This window comes from Marinobacter sp. M1C (assembly GCF_023314135.1).
GTDB lineage: Bacteria > Pseudomonadota > Gammaproteobacteria > Pseudomonadales > Oleiphilaceae > Marinobacter.
Genome location: NZ_CP092289.1, coordinates 311,812 through 324,888, shown reverse-complemented (window position 1 = coordinate 324,888; position 13,077 = coordinate 311,812). Strand labels below are relative to the sequence as shown.

Genomic DNA, 13,077 nt, shown 5'->3' with positions numbered 1-13,077 from the left:
TTAGGAAACACCATTTTTTTGAATAAATAACGTTCCGATTGACCCCGGGGACTGCTGAATCGGCACCCATAGATTTAATGTCAAGTAGCTGAAGAGCCTCATAAATCCAGTACAGCGGAAGTCCAGAGTGCACCCAGAGCTTTGCGGGCTTCGGCGCGGGCGTGGAGAGGTTCGGGGATGGGGTTGCCGGCGGCCAGAGCCTTGTCGATCACCGGATCGAAATCGACGAACCAGCTTTTGAACAGGGCGTGGGCCATGGCTTCCAGGGTGGTGTTCATTTGGCGGTTGAGGTCGATTTTGTCGTCGAGAATGCCAAGGATATGAGCGATGGTTTTTTGCAAGTGCAGAGCAGGCAAGCAAGCAAAAGCTAAAGTCTCCGAGCTTCCGAATAGGAAGTCGAGCCTGATTTGCGCTTCCGCCAGACGAGTTTGCCGCATGCCATGCGAAGTCTTCCAGCCTTAATCGGTAAAAGAGGAATTTGATATCCAGCAGATCAGCGTTTGGCAAAATGCAGCATGTGTTTTGATTCTGGATTGCTCCTATAGCCTTCTCAGGTACACGAATCACTTTTCCCACAACAGACGACCAATTTGGCGGCCACGACCCAACAGTGGCTACTATCACGTCGTCTTTACAAAGCAAGTATGAAGACCACTTTTTTGCATGCTCATTTTCAACGAAGCGAGAAGCAGCCATATCGATCGAGTCTTGGGTGAAATCTGAAACTCGGACTAACGGTATACCTTGTTCTGCGAAAAACTCTTGCTTGATGCCTGCCCCGTTCCGCAGAGTAGCTACGTCATTTAACGATATCTCTTGCCAATCACTCCCCATAACCCAACCCCTCCAAATTCTCCCGAATCACCACATCCAACTTTTCAGCTTCCGCCATCTGCTGATAAAGGGTCTGGCTCAATTCAGTCATTCTCACTTCAAACGGAACACCATCATCTTCTATCGCGGCAGCGCCCACATACCGGCCAGGCGTGACCACGTAATCGTTGGCTTTGATGTCTGCCAGGGTGGTGGCTTTGCAAAAACCGGGTAGGTCTTCATAACCGCCGTCTTTGGCTTCGCCCCGCCAGGCGTGGTGGGTGCGGGTGATTGCGGCAATGTCGTCTGCGATGAGTTCTTTGTGGGTGCGGCTGATCATAGAGCCCATGTTACGGGCGTCGATGAACAGGGTCTCGCCTTCGCGGTTACGGTGGTTGCTGTCGCTGTGGCCAGCAATGGCCTGCGCTGTTTTGTTCTTGGTAACGAACCACAAGCACACCGGAATCTGGGTGGTGTAGAACAACTGGCCCAGCGCGGGTTGGTGCTGAGCTCGTCCGCGCCGCGCCAGGCTTTCATGTTGAACGGCGGGTTCGCCATGATGAAGTCGGCTTTCAAATCCGGGTGCTGGTCTTTGAAGAAGGTGTCCGCTGGAACATCACCGAGGTTGCTGGCAATGCCGCGAATGGCCAGGTTCATTTTCGCCAGTTTGTAGGTAGTGCGGTGTATTCCTGGCCGTATATGGAGATGTCTTTCTGGTTGCCCTCGTGGTTGCGCAAAAACTTCACGGACTGCACAAACATGCCGCCGGAACCGCAACAGGGGTCGTAAATTTTGCCCTGATAAGGCTCGATCATTTCCGCCAGCAGATTAACGATGCACTTAGGGGTGTAGAATTCGCCGCCGCCCTTGCCTTCGGTGGCCGCGAACTTGCCAAGGAAGTATTCGTACACCCTACCAACCAGGTCTTCTTCATTACCATCTGGCCCGGCACTGCTTTGGTCACTCACGGTGGCGATGTTGTTGATGGAATCAATCAACGCCGCCAGCTTGCTGGCTTCCAGCCCCATGCGTGAAAAGTAGTTATCCGGCAGTGCGCCTTTTAATGACGGGTTCAGCTTTTCAATGGCATAGAGCGCAGTGTCGATTTTTATCGCGATGTCGTCTTGCTTGGCCTGTTTTTGCAGTGTGTTCCAGCGGGCGTGCTCCGGCAGGTAAAACACGTTTTTCATGGTGTAGAACTCCACCGTGCCGCGTAGCTTGTCGGCGGTGTCCCAGAGGGTTTGTTCGAAGGTGCGGGTGTTCTTTTTAACGGAGGAAGACTGCTTGCTCATGAACTGCCTTTATTTACGGACGCGATATTAAGGCGCGGTAGTAACGGTTCGAATAATGGGCAGTATGATAGCGCTTACCGGGGGTTTGGCCTAACCCTCTGCCAGGCTCTCCACTAAAATCTCCTCTGAACTCGCCGCTGAAAATAGAAAAACAAGGCTGCGAATGATGGGCCCACCCACAGCCTTGTCTACGCGCTATAGCTTAACCGTCAATACTGAGTAGCTTAACGATTGATACGCGATATTTTAGTACCTTCAATACTCAGCCCGGCCATTAGGCCCTGCTGGCCGTATATAAACGCATAAGCATCGTCTTTCAGCGACGAGGTCGACAGATTTCTAGCCACGCCTTCGTCAACCAGAACGACGGTCGGACCAACGCCAATTTCCCAGCCATTGGTTTTCTCCAGATAAGACACGGCGGCATCCGTCATCAGAAACACCGCATAAGCGTAGGACTGAGCTCCGGCTTGCAAGCCCCAGGAACCGGTGATGGAATTGTAGTAATCCGTTACCGCCGAGCCTTTCAATAACACGCCTTCGCCATAGCTGCCGCCAAATACCAAGCCAGCTTTCACAATATTGGGGAACACCAAAATACCTTTGGCACTTTTTGCTAAAGTTTCAGCCACCGGATGCACTTTATACAGCGTATCCAACGACTGCATTGCATTGCGGTCAAGATCTTCAGCGCTTGCCGCCAGCGCCGGATTCGCAACGGTCATTGCCATGGCGGACGTTAGCGCGAATACAAATCCAAAAAAGGTTTTACCTAAACGATTCATGACACAGTCCTCCTGAGTGTTCACCAAACTATAGATCTGTTGGCTGAAAACTAACCGTTAAAGCTGGGACACATTGCTTTAACCATCGATTGACTTGCTTTAACCATCAATTGAATAGGAGGCTATTCGCGACAATTGACTGTAAGGCAAGCCCGTTTCTTGATGCCAGGCATTAAATGCCTCCTGCACCTGATACAGGCCTTTTTTACTGCTCGTTGATGCATCCAAAAGCTTGGCATGGCGCAGCACCTGAATAACATCGTTGGACATAATAAAGCCGTCCCAGCCGACCCGGCGCAGGAAATACTGGGCGCTGTTACCACCCAGTCGCGAACCATGGCGCTTGAACCACAGCAGCAACCCAGCTTGATCAGACGATGGCCACTGGCGCAGAAATGCACCAAAACTGCCGTGCTCGTGGACCGTGTCCATAATCATGCGGGCGTTTTCCGGCACCGTGCGGATTTTTTGCAGGTTGCGTACGATGCGTTCGTCGCAGGCCAGGGTTTCTAGCACGTCTGGCGATACTTGCTGCCAATAGGCCGGCACAAAGCCGTGAAAGGCGGCTTCAAAATCCGGCCATTTTTTGTCAATCACCCGCCATACAAAACCCGCCTTGAACACACAGCAGGTTATTTCTGCCAAATAACGGTCGTCACTGCGCTGCTCCAGCTCGCTGGCCGGCGGCGGCGTGGGTAACCGGGCGTTTAACTCTGCAACGCCACCTTTGCGCGCAATCGCGCGCTCATGAATTTCTGAAAAGCGCATAGCATTTTATCTTTTGGTGTGTGGATGGCTGGATAGTGGGTGGACATATAGATGGATTACTGAAAATTAATAGCACTCTCACATAATAGTGACCTAACTCAACTCCGCTTGGCCCTTTCTCAACTACCTTGAAGGCTAACGATCTGGAAATCGCGGCCCCACCTGACTGGGCAAGGCTAAAGCGTTCGCAGCCGGGATCAGGATCTTTCATTGGCTCTATTTATAGCTGTCGGTGTGGATAAAGGAGAAATGCTGTGAACAATAAAAACAACCCCCTGAAAGCCCCCTCTGACGATTCGTCAGATCCTGTAAATAACTCTCCAAATAACTCTTCAGACAACCCGGAACACGATCTGGCAACGCGGTTTCCTACCGCCTACACCATTCTGTTTCTGCTGATTATATTTGTGGCTGCGTTGACCTGGATTATACCTGCTGGCCAATACGACCGGGTGATGAATGAAGAGGTCGGCCGCGAGGTGGCCGTGCCTGGCACCTATAAGGTTGTTGAGGCCAACCCTCAGGGTTTCGTGGACATAATGCTCGCACCTACAGCCGGGTTTTATGACCCCGACAGCTATGTGGCCAACGCTATAGATGTTGCCTTGTTCGTCATTTTCCTGGGTGGCTTTCTGGGTGTCATGAATGCCACCGGCGCCATTGATACCGGCATACGCAGTGCCATGCGCCACCTCAAGGGCCATGAAATCTGGATGATTCCGATACTAATGACCCTGTTTGCCATCGGCGGCACAACCTATGGCATGGCCGAAGAAACCCTGGCTTTTTACGCCATTCTGATCCCGGTGATGATGGCCGCCGGATACGATGCTGTTACCGGGGTAGCCATTATTCTGGTGGGGTCCGGTATCGGCGTACTGGGCTCCACCATCAATCCGTTTGCCACCGTTATCGCCGCCAATGCGGCCGACATTCCCTTTACCAATGGCATTGTGGTGCGCTTTATTCTGCTGATTGGTGGGCTGCTTATTTGTGCCGCTTATGTCATGCGGTACGCAATACGCGTTAAAGCGGATCCATCCCGCTCTGTTGTGGCCAAACAATGGGATGCTCACCGCCGCCTTTTCCTCAGCAAGCAAAGTGAGGGAGTTGATGATTCCACACTCAACAAAACCCAGATTGTTGCCCTGCTGATTTTTGCTGCAACCTTTGTGTTTATGATCTGGGGTGTGTCTTCGCAGGGTTGGTGGATGGCCCGCATGGGCGCGCTATTTTTTGGTTCGGCCATTGTGATCGGCATTGTTGCCCGCCTTGGCGAGAAAAAACTGACCGGCAGCTTTGTCGATGGCGCCCGTGACTTGCTGGGCGTTGCGCTAGTGGTCGGGCTGGCCCGTGGCATTGTGGTGATTATGGACCAGGGCATGATTGCCGACACCATTTTGCACAGCGCCGAAAACTCGTTGGGCGGGCTGCCCGAGCTTGCGTTTATCAACCTGATGTTCTGGATTGAAGTGGGCATGAGTTTCTTTGTGCCGTCGTCTTCAGGCCTGGCCGTGTTGTCTATGCCGATTCTTGCACCGCTGGCCGACTTCGCCAATGTTGGACGCGACTTGGTTGTGACTGCTTTTCAGTCTGCCAACGGTCTGGTCAATCTGATCAACCCCACCTTCGCCGTTGTCGTTGGCGGCCTGGCCATTGCGCGGGTGTCATACGATCGCTGGCTCGTGTTCATCTGGCCCTTATTGCTGATTCTTACAGTTTTCATTTCGGTGGTCATCAGTGCTGCGGCATTGCTTTGACATCGCTCGAAGTAATAACGAAGCCACACTCATTGGAGATTAACCATGTCTGAACCAACACTTGGGGTGCACTCTGAAGCCGGAAAACTGCGGCAGGTCATTGTCTGTCGCCCTGGCCTGGCTCACCGCAGGCTCACACCGTCTAACTGTGATGCCCTGCTATTTGACGACGTGTTCTGGGTGAAACAGGCTCAGAAAGATCATGACGTATTTTCCGAGCTTATGCGGTCACGGGATATTGAGGTTTTAGACGTCAACGATTTATTGGCAGACACTTTAGACATACCTGAAGCCCGCAAATGGATTCTCGATCATCGAATCACCTGGAACGATATCGGAGTCGGAATGATTTCGGACCTTCGCAGCTGGATGGACGAGCTGCCAGGCTCAAAACTCTCCGAATACCTGATTGGTGGCCTGGAAGTGGCCGACTTACCCTTTGACCCAACCGGTCTTTTTGGCAACCACCTGGGGCACTACGGATTTGTGCTGCCGCCATTGCCAAACTTTCTTTTCACCCGCGATAACAGTGCCTGGATCTACGGTGGTGTCACACTTAACCCCATGTACTGGGCCGCGCGGAAACCCGAAACCCTGCTGATGGCCGGCATTTACCGTTTCCACCCGAAGTTCGCCGGCAAAGCAGACGTGCTTTGGGGCGACCCTACCAAGAATCATGGCCTGGCTACGCTCGAAGGCGGCGACATCATGCCCGTGGGCAATGGCACCGTGCTTGTAGGAATGGGCGAACGTTCATCACCACAAGCCGTAGGACAATTAGCCAACGCTCTGTTTGAAAAAGGCACTGCGGAACGAGTCATTGCCTGCCAGATTCCAAAATCCCGTACCGCCATGCATCTGGACACCATATTCACCTTCTGCGGCGGCAATGTGGTTACAGCGTTCAAGGAAGTAGCGGACGAAGTGATCTGCTATGACTTGCGCGCCGGTGAGGGCAAAACACACCTGTCTTTCCGCCAGAACTCACGGCCGCTGTTTGATGTGGTGGCAGAAGTTCTTGGCTACAAATCCCTGGAAGTGGTTCCAACCGGTGGCGACGACCCGGCCGAGCGCGAGCGTGAGCAGTGGAACGATGGCAACAACGTACTGGCCATAAGTCCGGGCGTGGTGATTGGCTACGACCGAAATGATGACACCAACGCGGCACTCAAAGCGGCGGGAATCGAAGTGTTGGCCATACCCGGCGCTGAGCTGGGCCGTGGTCGGGGCGGCGGCCGCTGCATGAGCTGCCCCACGATTCGTGACCCCATCTGACCCTATATCACTCTATATCACTCCACCTGACCTCATCCGCCCGCCAAGAGGACAAAGACCATGGCTTTTAACCTGAAGAATCGGCACTTCCTGACCTTGCGAGATTTCTCCCCCCGGGAGATCAGCTTTCTGCTCAAGCTGGCAACAGATCTAAAAGCGGCGAAATACGCCGGCACAGAGGTACCGCAGCTTGTCGGCAAAGAAATCGCGCTTATCTTTGAAAAGAATTCCACCCGCACACGAGTTGGGTTCGAAGTGGCCGCTTACGATCAGGGCGCCCGGGTCACCTATCTTGGGCCTTCTGGCACCCACATCAGCCACAAAGAGTCGGTAAAAGACACGGCTCGGGTGTTGGGCCGGGTTTACGATGCCATCGAGTACCGCGGTTTTGGCCAGAAGATTGTCGAGGAGTTGGCAGAGTATGCTGGTGTACCTGTCTACAACGGCCTGACCGACGAGTTCCACCCGACGCAGATTCTTGCTGACTTTCTGACCATGCAGGAGCATGTTGAGAAGCCGCTGCACCAGGTGGCCTACGCGTTTCTGGGCGATGCCGCCAACAACATGGGCGACAGCCTGCTGATTGGTGGTGCCAAAATGGGCATGGATGTGCGCCTGTGTGCACCCAAAGTCTGCTGGCCGCAGCAATCCATTCAGGATGAGGCTCAGGCGATTGCAAAGGAAACCGGCGCCCGCATTACCATTACCGAGGATGTCGATACGGCGGTGGCCGGGGTCGACTTTATTTACACCGACGTTTGGGTGTCTATGGGCGAGCCGAAAGAAAAATGGGGCGAGCGGATAAAACTGTTAGCGCCCTACCAGGTGAACGCGGCGGTGATGGAAAAAACCGGCAACCCCCGTGCCCGCTTCATGCACTGCCTGCCAGCGTTTCACAATACCGACACCATCGTTGGTAAAGAAATTCAAGCAGAGTTCGGAATCAGTGCCATGGAGGTAACCGATGACGTTTTCGAAAGCCCGGCTTCGATTGTTTTCGACCAGGCCGAAAACCGTATGCACACCATCAAGGCGGTGCTGGTAGCCACCCTTGGGGCCTGACTCTGGCGCGGATTGCTGAAAAAGGACACACACTATGCTGATTGTTGCAGCACTGGGCGGTAACGCCCTGTTGAAACGTGGCGAACCACTGACCGCCGAAGCCCAGCGCACCAATGTCCGAAAAGCCGCGACATCCCTGGCGGAACTGGTGCGCGCCGGGCACCGACTGGTGATTACCCATGGTAACGGCCCCCAAGTGGGCTTGCTGGCGTTGCAGGGTGCCGCCTATAAGCCTGAAGAAGCCTACCCGCTGGATGTGCTGGGTGCCGAGACCGGTGGTATGATCGGCTATATGATTGAGCAAGAGCTGGAAAATGCTCTGGGCCATGATCGCCCGGTGGCAACCCTGCTGACCCAGGTTGTTGTCGATCCGAATGATCCTGCCTTTGCCAATCCGACCAAATTTATTGGCCCGGTGTACGATAAGGCAGAAGCGGAATCCCGCGCCGCGGCCGCCGGCTGGCATATCGCAGCCGATGGCGACAAGTGGCGCAGGGTAGTGCCTTCCCCTGCGCCAAAAGAAATTCCGGATATGCGCGTACTGAAACTACTGCTGGATCAAGAGGTGGTCATAATCTGTACCGGAGGTGGCGGCATTCCTGTGCTGCGCCGCAACGACGGCAGCATGACCGGTGTTGAGGCGGTCATCGACAAAGATGCCGCCAGTGCGCTGCTAGCAAGAGAGTTGGGCGCCGATGCGTTACTGCTGCTGACCGACGTGGATGCTGTTTATCGTGACTTTGGTAAACCCACCGCCGCTCCGGTTCGCACCGTTACACCGGCCCAGGCAAGAACGCTGGACGTTCCCGCCGGGTCCATGGGACCGAAGGTAACGGCGGCCTGCGACTTTGCAGATACCGGGGGCATCAGCGGCATTGGCCGGTTAGAAGATGCGCTTGCCATTCTGGAGGCGCGCGCGGGAACACTCATCACAGGGTGATGCCACTCACAACTCTTAACTGTTCAGGCGCTTCGTCATGTTGAATCAAGCTATTCCAGGCTCAGATCAGCGTAGCCCGGAGCCTACTTCTGTTACTGAGCACCTCGCAAATCACGAACTTGATGGAGAGGTCGTCGGCATTCGCGGTGGCGTTGTTGACGTTCTTTTTCCGCAGGACTCTCCGCGTATTCACGATTTGCTTTACGCCGGTAATCTGGCGATGGAAGTCACGTCACTGCTGGAAAGCGGCGCCGTGCGCTGTATGGCGCTGGCACCGGTACGCGGGCTGGGCCTGGGGGTTTCTGTGCGTGCCACCGGCGCACCCATCCAGGTTCCGGTAGGAGACGCTGTTTTGGGCCGCATGCTGAACGTCTTCGGCGAGCCCATTGATAACAAACCCGCCCCTGCTACCGACATTCGCCGTTCTATTCACCAACCACCACCGGCGCTGGAAGACCGAGTGGTGCACAGCGATATTCTGGAAACCGGCATCAAGGCCATTGACCTGCTGTCGCCTATCGAGCGCGGCGGCAAAACCGGTTTGTTTGGCGGCGCCGGTGTGGGCAAAACCGTGCTGATCACCGAGCTGATTAACAACACCGTGCAGGAATACGAGGGCGTCAGCCTGTTTTGCGGTATTGGCGAACGCTCCCGTGAAGCCGAAGAACTCTACCGGGAAATGGGCGACGCCGGAGTGCGCGACAAAACCGTGATGGTGTTCGGGCAAATGAATGAGGCTCCCGGCGTGCGCTTTCTGGTGGGCAAAACAGCGCTCACCATGGCCGAATATTTCCGTGACGATAAAAAGCAGGACGTTCTTCTGCTGATCGATAACATTTTCCGCTTTGTTCAAGCAGGCTCGGAAGTATCCGGCTTGATGGGCCGCATGCCGTCACGGGTGGGCTACCAGCCCACACTGGCCACCGAACTGGCCACCTTGGAGGAGCGCATAACCTCCACCCGCAACGGTTCCATCACCTCTATTCAGGCGGTATACGTGCCGGCGGATGACTTCACCGACCCTGCTGCTGCGCATATTTTTTCGCACCTGTCTGCTTCGGTGGTGCTGTCGCGCAAACGCGCCAGCGAAGGTTTGTACCCAGCGGTCGATCCTCTTGCCTCGGCTTCTGTGATGCTGACGCCCGCGGTTGTCGGCCAGCGCCACTACGACATCGCCCGCGCGGTGCGGCGCACCCTGGCCGATTATGAAGACCTGCGGGACATTATTTCCATGCTGGGTATGGAAGAACTGTCAGCCGCCGATCGCGCCGTTGTGGCGCGGGCGCGACGTTTGGAACGCTATCTGACCCAGCCGTTCTTCACCATTGGTTCGGCCGACGGCGCCAACGGCAGGCGCGTGCCCATCAAAGACACACTGAACGACTGCGAAACCATCCTCAACCAGACCGAGTTCAACGATAACGAAAGCGACTATTATATGATCGGCTCGCTGAAAGATCTGGCGCCCTCGTCATGAGCCTGGCCAACGTGATGACGGTTACCTTGAGACTGCCTACCCGCACTCTGTTCGAAGGCCGCGCACAACGGCTATTTGCCACCGCCGTCAACGGTGCGTTTGGCATGCTGCCCAACCATACCGACTTTGTCACCGCACTGGTGCCGTCTGTGCTGATTCTGACCGACGAAACCGGTGACGAGCTGTTTTTTGGTATCGACGAGGGCCTGCTGGTGAAAACCGGCCATCAGGTAGACATCGCCATTCGCCGGGGTGTTCAGGGCGACAGTCTGGACACCCTGAACGACACCATACAAACGGCCTTTGTGGAGGTAGACGAAGAAGAGCGGGTAGCCCGGTCAGCGCTATCACGGTTGGAAGCCAACATTGTCCGACGCTTTGGCGACTTACGGAAGCCCGCGTTATGAGCAGCCGCAAAGACCGTTCTGCCGACGACATCCGCCGCAGCACTGAACGACTTCAGCGCGCCCGCAAACAGCCCGGAACCAGTCCATTAAGAGGCATCGGTGCCTTTGGCATGATTGGCTGGTCAGTAGCGGTACCCGCCGTTGCGGGGGCGTTTCTGGGGTTATGGCTGAACAAGGTAGCGCCGCAGAATTTTTCCTGGCCTATCGCGCTGATTTTGGGGGGTATTGTGGTGGGCGCCATGATCGCCTGGAACTGGATTGACAAAGAAACCCCAAAAGCCGGCGGCGATAATAACCACACAGACTCCAGCGAAGGAGACAAACATGACGGTTGACTGGTCAGCTGTATTGCTGGGATTGGCCGTAGGGGTGGCCGTCAGCAGCGTATTTTTTGTCGGGCTGGCCTGGGGTATGAAACGCGCTCTGCGTTCGCGCCAGCCCGAAGCCCTGTTATTGCTCAGCGCGACCGTGCGCATCGCCATGCTGCTGGGCGTCGGTTTCTGGCTTGCCACCAGCAGTGCCACAGCCTGGCCCATGGCCGGTTTCGCCCTGGCATTTTTGTTAGTGCGCATGGTCGCGCTGCGTTGGGCCAGAAACCGTGAAACCACACCTTTAGCGGAACAAGAGGGCGCGTAATGCAGTTTTCACCGGACAACACCATTGTGCTCACCCTCGGTGGCTGGGGCTTGAACGCGACCATCGTGAATACCTGGATTGTGATGGTATTGCTGGTGGGCATTTCCTGGTTTGTGACTCGCAACCTGCGCGCAGACGTGCCGCCCGACCGCCTACGTACTGCGCTGGAAGTGATCGTAAAACTGATTCAGGGCCAGATTGAGGAAGTCACTCAGAATTCAGCCCGCCACGTGATGTACTTCGCCGGCACTCTATTTCTGTTTATTGCGCTATCGAATCTGATGCTGGTGATTCCCGGCTTTTCGCCGCCCACCTCGTCGTTGTCGACCACCATGGCCCTGGCACTGTCGGTGCTGGTCGCCGTTCCGGTATTCAGCATTGCCAGCGGCGGCGTAAAAAGCTACCTGCGAACCTTTATTGAACCTTCGGTCATCATGCTACCGTTCAATATCATCAGCGAATTTTCCCGTGGTATCTCGCTGGCTATCCGCCTTTACGGAAACGTGATGAGCGGGGCCGTTATTGCCGCCATTCTACTGACCGTCGCACCGTTTTTCTTCCCGGTGCTGATGGACATGCTGGGCCTTCTCACCGGCATGATCCAGGCCTACATCTTCGCCATTCTGGCCACCGTCTATATTTCTTCTGCTACCGCGGAAAAAGAGCCATCAGCTTTAAATAAAGAGCCATTAGCTTTGAATAAAGAGCAAAAAGTCTTACCCAAACAAACACAGCCGCCGTCCCACAACGAGGAACAATCATGACCGATCTTGCCATTATCGCGGCAATCTCTATTTTTACCGCCGGTTTCACCATAGCGATTGGCTGCATAGGGCCGTCCCTGGCTGAAGGGCGCGCGGCCGCGGCCGCTATTGCCGCCATTGCCCAGCAGCCAGACGCTGCGCCTACTCTGTCCCGTACCCTGTTCGTCAGCCTGGCGATGATTGAATCCACCGCCATTTACTGTTTTGTGGTGGCGATGATTCTTATCTTCGCCAACCCGTTTTGGGATGCTGCGGTACAGGCAGCGACGGTAACCGCCAGCTAGCCTGCCATTTGGCTGATTCACCCAACAGGTTAACCACTATGTCCATTGACTGGATTACCGTTTTGGCACAACTCGCCAACTTTCTGGTGCTGGTGTGGCTGCTGAAACGCTTCTTGTACCGCCCTATTCTGGACGGTATTGACGCGCGCGAAGCTGAAATCACCAAAAGCATGGCCGCCGCCGGTGAAGCTCAGCAAAAAGCACAAGCCGCACAAGCCGACTTCCAGCAGCAGAAAAAACAGCTGCAGTCTGACCAGGACGCCATGATTCAGAAAGCGCTGCGCGATACTGAAGGCCAGCGCGACAGCCTTTTGGCAGAAGCCCGCGCCCGGCTGGAGCAGGAACAACAAGACTGGCATAAACACCTGGAACGGGAACGCGAAAGATTCACCGCCAGGCTACAGCGGGCCGGACAGGAGACCCTGTTGGAACTCACCCGCAAGGCCCTTCGTGACCTGGCCGATGAAACTCTGGAACAGGCCATAGTGCGCCATGTTGGCAAACGCCTGGAACCGTTAGTAGACGAATTGAAAAAAGCGGCAGCGGGCAGCACCCAAGCCATCGCAACCACCCGCGAGCCCTTGCCAGAGGCCGCACAATCACAGCTAAAAACCGATCTCGAAAAACTGCTGCCAGCCATGGCGCTGAGCTTCGAGACCGATGCGGATCAGGCTCCCGGACTGATTCTGCGAATAGGCGGTGCCCAAGTCGCGTGGACGGTTGACAGTTATACCGACGAATTTGGTGCCCTGCTAAACGAGCGTCTGACCACCGGCGCTTCAGGCCGGGCAAAAGCTGAGGCTGAATGATTCCC

General features: G+C 55.3%; 14 protein-coding genes and 2 pseudogenes. 11 read left to right on the top strand and 5 right to left on the bottom strand.

All coding sequences use genetic code 11. The features are described 5' to 3' along the window. Positions 1-185 precede the first annotated feature (185 nt). The 5 genes and pseudogenes from MIH19_RS01495 to MIH19_RS01475 all read right to left on the bottom strand — a co-directional run. Positions 186-356: pseudogene (locus MIH19_RS01495) on the bottom strand (restriction endonuclease subunit S); the annotation flags it as partial. Between the two features lie 467 nt (positions 357-823). Beyond that, positions 824-1,297, bottom strand: coding sequence for an N-6 DNA methylase (locus MIH19_RS01490; RefSeq protein WP_249007228.1), 474 nt, complete (start codon positions 1,295-1,297; stop codon positions 824-826). 63 nt (positions 1,298-1,360) lie between these two features. Then, positions 1,361-2,003, bottom strand: a pseudogene (locus MIH19_RS01485) (class I SAM-dependent DNA methyltransferase); the annotation flags it as partial. A 326-nt stretch (positions 2,004-2,329) separates the two neighbouring features. Next, the gene (locus MIH19_RS01480) at positions 2,330-2,890 is read right to left on the bottom strand and encodes a YSC84-related protein (protein ID WP_283164082.1); all 561 of its coding nucleotides are present in this window, start codon (positions 2,888-2,890) and stop codon (positions 2,330-2,332) included. A 99-nt stretch (positions 2,891-2,989) separates the two neighbouring features. Next, the gene (locus tag MIH19_RS01475; protein WP_249007227.1) at positions 2,990-3,658 is read right to left on the bottom strand and encodes a DNA-3-methyladenine glycosylase I; all 669 of its coding nucleotides are present in this window, start codon (positions 3,656-3,658) and stop codon (positions 2,990-2,992) included. Between the two features lie 254 nt (positions 3,659-3,912). Here MIH19_RS01475 and MIH19_RS01470 point away from each other — a divergent pair, with 254 nt between their 5' ends. Genes MIH19_RS01470 through MIH19_RS01420 form a run of 11 tightly spaced genes read left to right on the top strand, consistent with a single transcriptional unit; the run spans position 3,913 to position 13,072 of the window. Further along, the gene (locus MIH19_RS01470; RefSeq protein ID WP_349292885.1) at positions 3,913-5,418 is read left to right on the top strand and encodes a YfcC family protein; all 1,506 of its coding nucleotides are present in this window, start codon (positions 3,913-3,915) and stop codon (positions 5,416-5,418) included. Between the two features lie 45 nt (positions 5,419-5,463). Continuing rightward, positions 5,464-6,693 (top strand): arginine deiminase, encoded by a 1,230-nt coding sequence (locus MIH19_RS01465; protein WP_249007226.1) that lies wholly within the window; start codon positions 5,464-5,466, stop codon positions 6,691-6,693. A gap of 60 nt (positions 6,694-6,753) precedes the next feature. Continuing rightward, on the top strand, positions 6,754-7,755 hold the full coding sequence (locus MIH19_RS01460) for an ornithine carbamoyltransferase (RefSeq protein ID WP_249007225.1): 1,002 nt from the start codon (positions 6,754-6,756) through the stop codon (positions 7,753-7,755). Positions 7,756-7,789: 34 nt separating this feature from the next. Continuing rightward, positions 7,790-8,695 carry a carbamate kinase gene (gene arcC, locus MIH19_RS01455; protein WP_249007224.1) on the top strand — a complete coding sequence of 302 codons (906 nt, stop codon included), beginning with the start codon at positions 7,790-7,792 and terminating at the stop codon, positions 8,693-8,695. 37 nt (positions 8,696-8,732) lie between these two features. Then, positions 8,733-10,172, top strand: a complete 1,440-nt coding sequence (gene atpD, locus MIH19_RS01450; RefSeq protein ID WP_249007223.1) for a F0F1 ATP synthase subunit beta — start codon at positions 8,733-8,735, stop codon at positions 10,170-10,172. After that, positions 10,169-10,579, top strand: a complete 411-nt coding sequence (locus tag MIH19_RS01445; protein WP_249007222.1) for an ATPase — start codon at positions 10,169-10,171, stop codon at positions 10,577-10,579. The genes atpD and MIH19_RS01445 overlap by 4 nt, the downstream gene beginning before the upstream one ends. Further along, a complete protein-coding gene (locus MIH19_RS01440; RefSeq protein WP_249007221.1) occupies positions 10,576-10,914 on the top strand; it encodes an AtpZ/AtpI family protein in 339 nt (112 codons plus the stop codon). The genes MIH19_RS01445 and MIH19_RS01440 overlap by 4 nt, the downstream gene beginning before the upstream one ends. Further along, a complete protein-coding gene (locus MIH19_RS01435; protein ID WP_249007220.1) occupies positions 10,904-11,215 on the top strand; it encodes an ATP synthase subunit I in 312 nt (103 codons plus the stop codon). Before MIH19_RS01440 ends, MIH19_RS01435 begins: the two co-directional genes overlap by 11 nt. Then, positions 11,215-11,979, top strand: coding sequence for a F0F1 ATP synthase subunit A (locus tag MIH19_RS01430; protein ID WP_249007219.1), 765 nt, complete (start codon positions 11,215-11,217; stop codon positions 11,977-11,979). Before MIH19_RS01435 ends, MIH19_RS01430 begins: the two co-directional genes overlap by 1 nt. Beyond that, the gene (locus MIH19_RS01425; RefSeq protein ID WP_249007218.1) at positions 11,976-12,263 is read left to right on the top strand and encodes a F0F1 ATP synthase subunit C; all 288 of its coding nucleotides are present in this window, start codon (positions 11,976-11,978) and stop codon (positions 12,261-12,263) included. The genes MIH19_RS01430 and MIH19_RS01425 overlap by 4 nt, the downstream gene beginning before the upstream one ends. A 38-nt stretch (positions 12,264-12,301) precedes the next feature. Next, positions 12,302-13,072, top strand: coding sequence for a F0F1 ATP synthase subunit delta (locus tag MIH19_RS01420; protein WP_249007217.1), 771 nt, complete (start codon positions 12,302-12,304; stop codon positions 13,070-13,072). Positions 13,073-13,077: the final 5 nt, after the last annotated feature.

Excerpts from the sequence above, each read along its gene's own strand:
- MIH19_RS01480 (WP_283164082.1), bottom strand. The coding sequence starts at position 2,890 with ATGAATCGTTTAGGTAAAACCTTTTTTGGATTTGTATTCGCGCTAACG.
- MIH19_RS01475 (WP_249007227.1), bottom strand. The coding sequence starts at position 3,658 with ATGCGCTTTTCAGAAATTCATGAGCGCGCGATTGCGCGCAAAGGTGGC.
- MIH19_RS01465 (WP_249007226.1), top strand. The coding sequence starts at position 5,464 with ATGTCTGAACCAACACTTGGGGTGCACTCTGAAGCCGGAAAACTGCGG.
- MIH19_RS01460 (WP_249007225.1), top strand. The coding sequence starts at position 6,754 with ATGGCTTTTAACCTGAAGAATCGGCACTTCCTGACCTTGCGAGATTTC.
- arcC (WP_249007224.1), top strand. The coding sequence starts at position 7,790 with ATGCTGATTGTTGCAGCACTGGGCGGTAACGCCCTGTTGAAACGTGGC.
- atpD (WP_249007223.1), top strand. The coding sequence starts at position 8,733 with ATGTTGAATCAAGCTATTCCAGGCTCAGATCAGCGTAGCCCGGAGCCT.
- MIH19_RS01445 (WP_249007222.1), top strand. The coding sequence starts at position 10,169 with ATGAGCCTGGCCAACGTGATGACGGTTACCTTGAGACTGCCTACCCGC.
- MIH19_RS01440 (WP_249007221.1), top strand. The coding sequence starts at position 10,576 with ATGAGCAGCCGCAAAGACCGTTCTGCCGACGACATCCGCCGCAGCACT.
- MIH19_RS01435 (WP_249007220.1), top strand. The coding sequence starts at position 10,904 with ATGACGGTTGACTGGTCAGCTGTATTGCTGGGATTGGCCGTAGGGGTG.
- MIH19_RS01430 (WP_249007219.1), top strand. The coding sequence starts at position 11,215 with ATGCAGTTTTCACCGGACAACACCATTGTGCTCACCCTCGGTGGCTGG.
- MIH19_RS01425 (WP_249007218.1), top strand. The coding sequence starts at position 11,976 with ATGACCGATCTTGCCATTATCGCGGCAATCTCTATTTTTACCGCCGGT.
- MIH19_RS01420 (WP_249007217.1), top strand. The coding sequence starts at position 12,302 with ATGTCCATTGACTGGATTACCGTTTTGGCACAACTCGCCAACTTTCTG.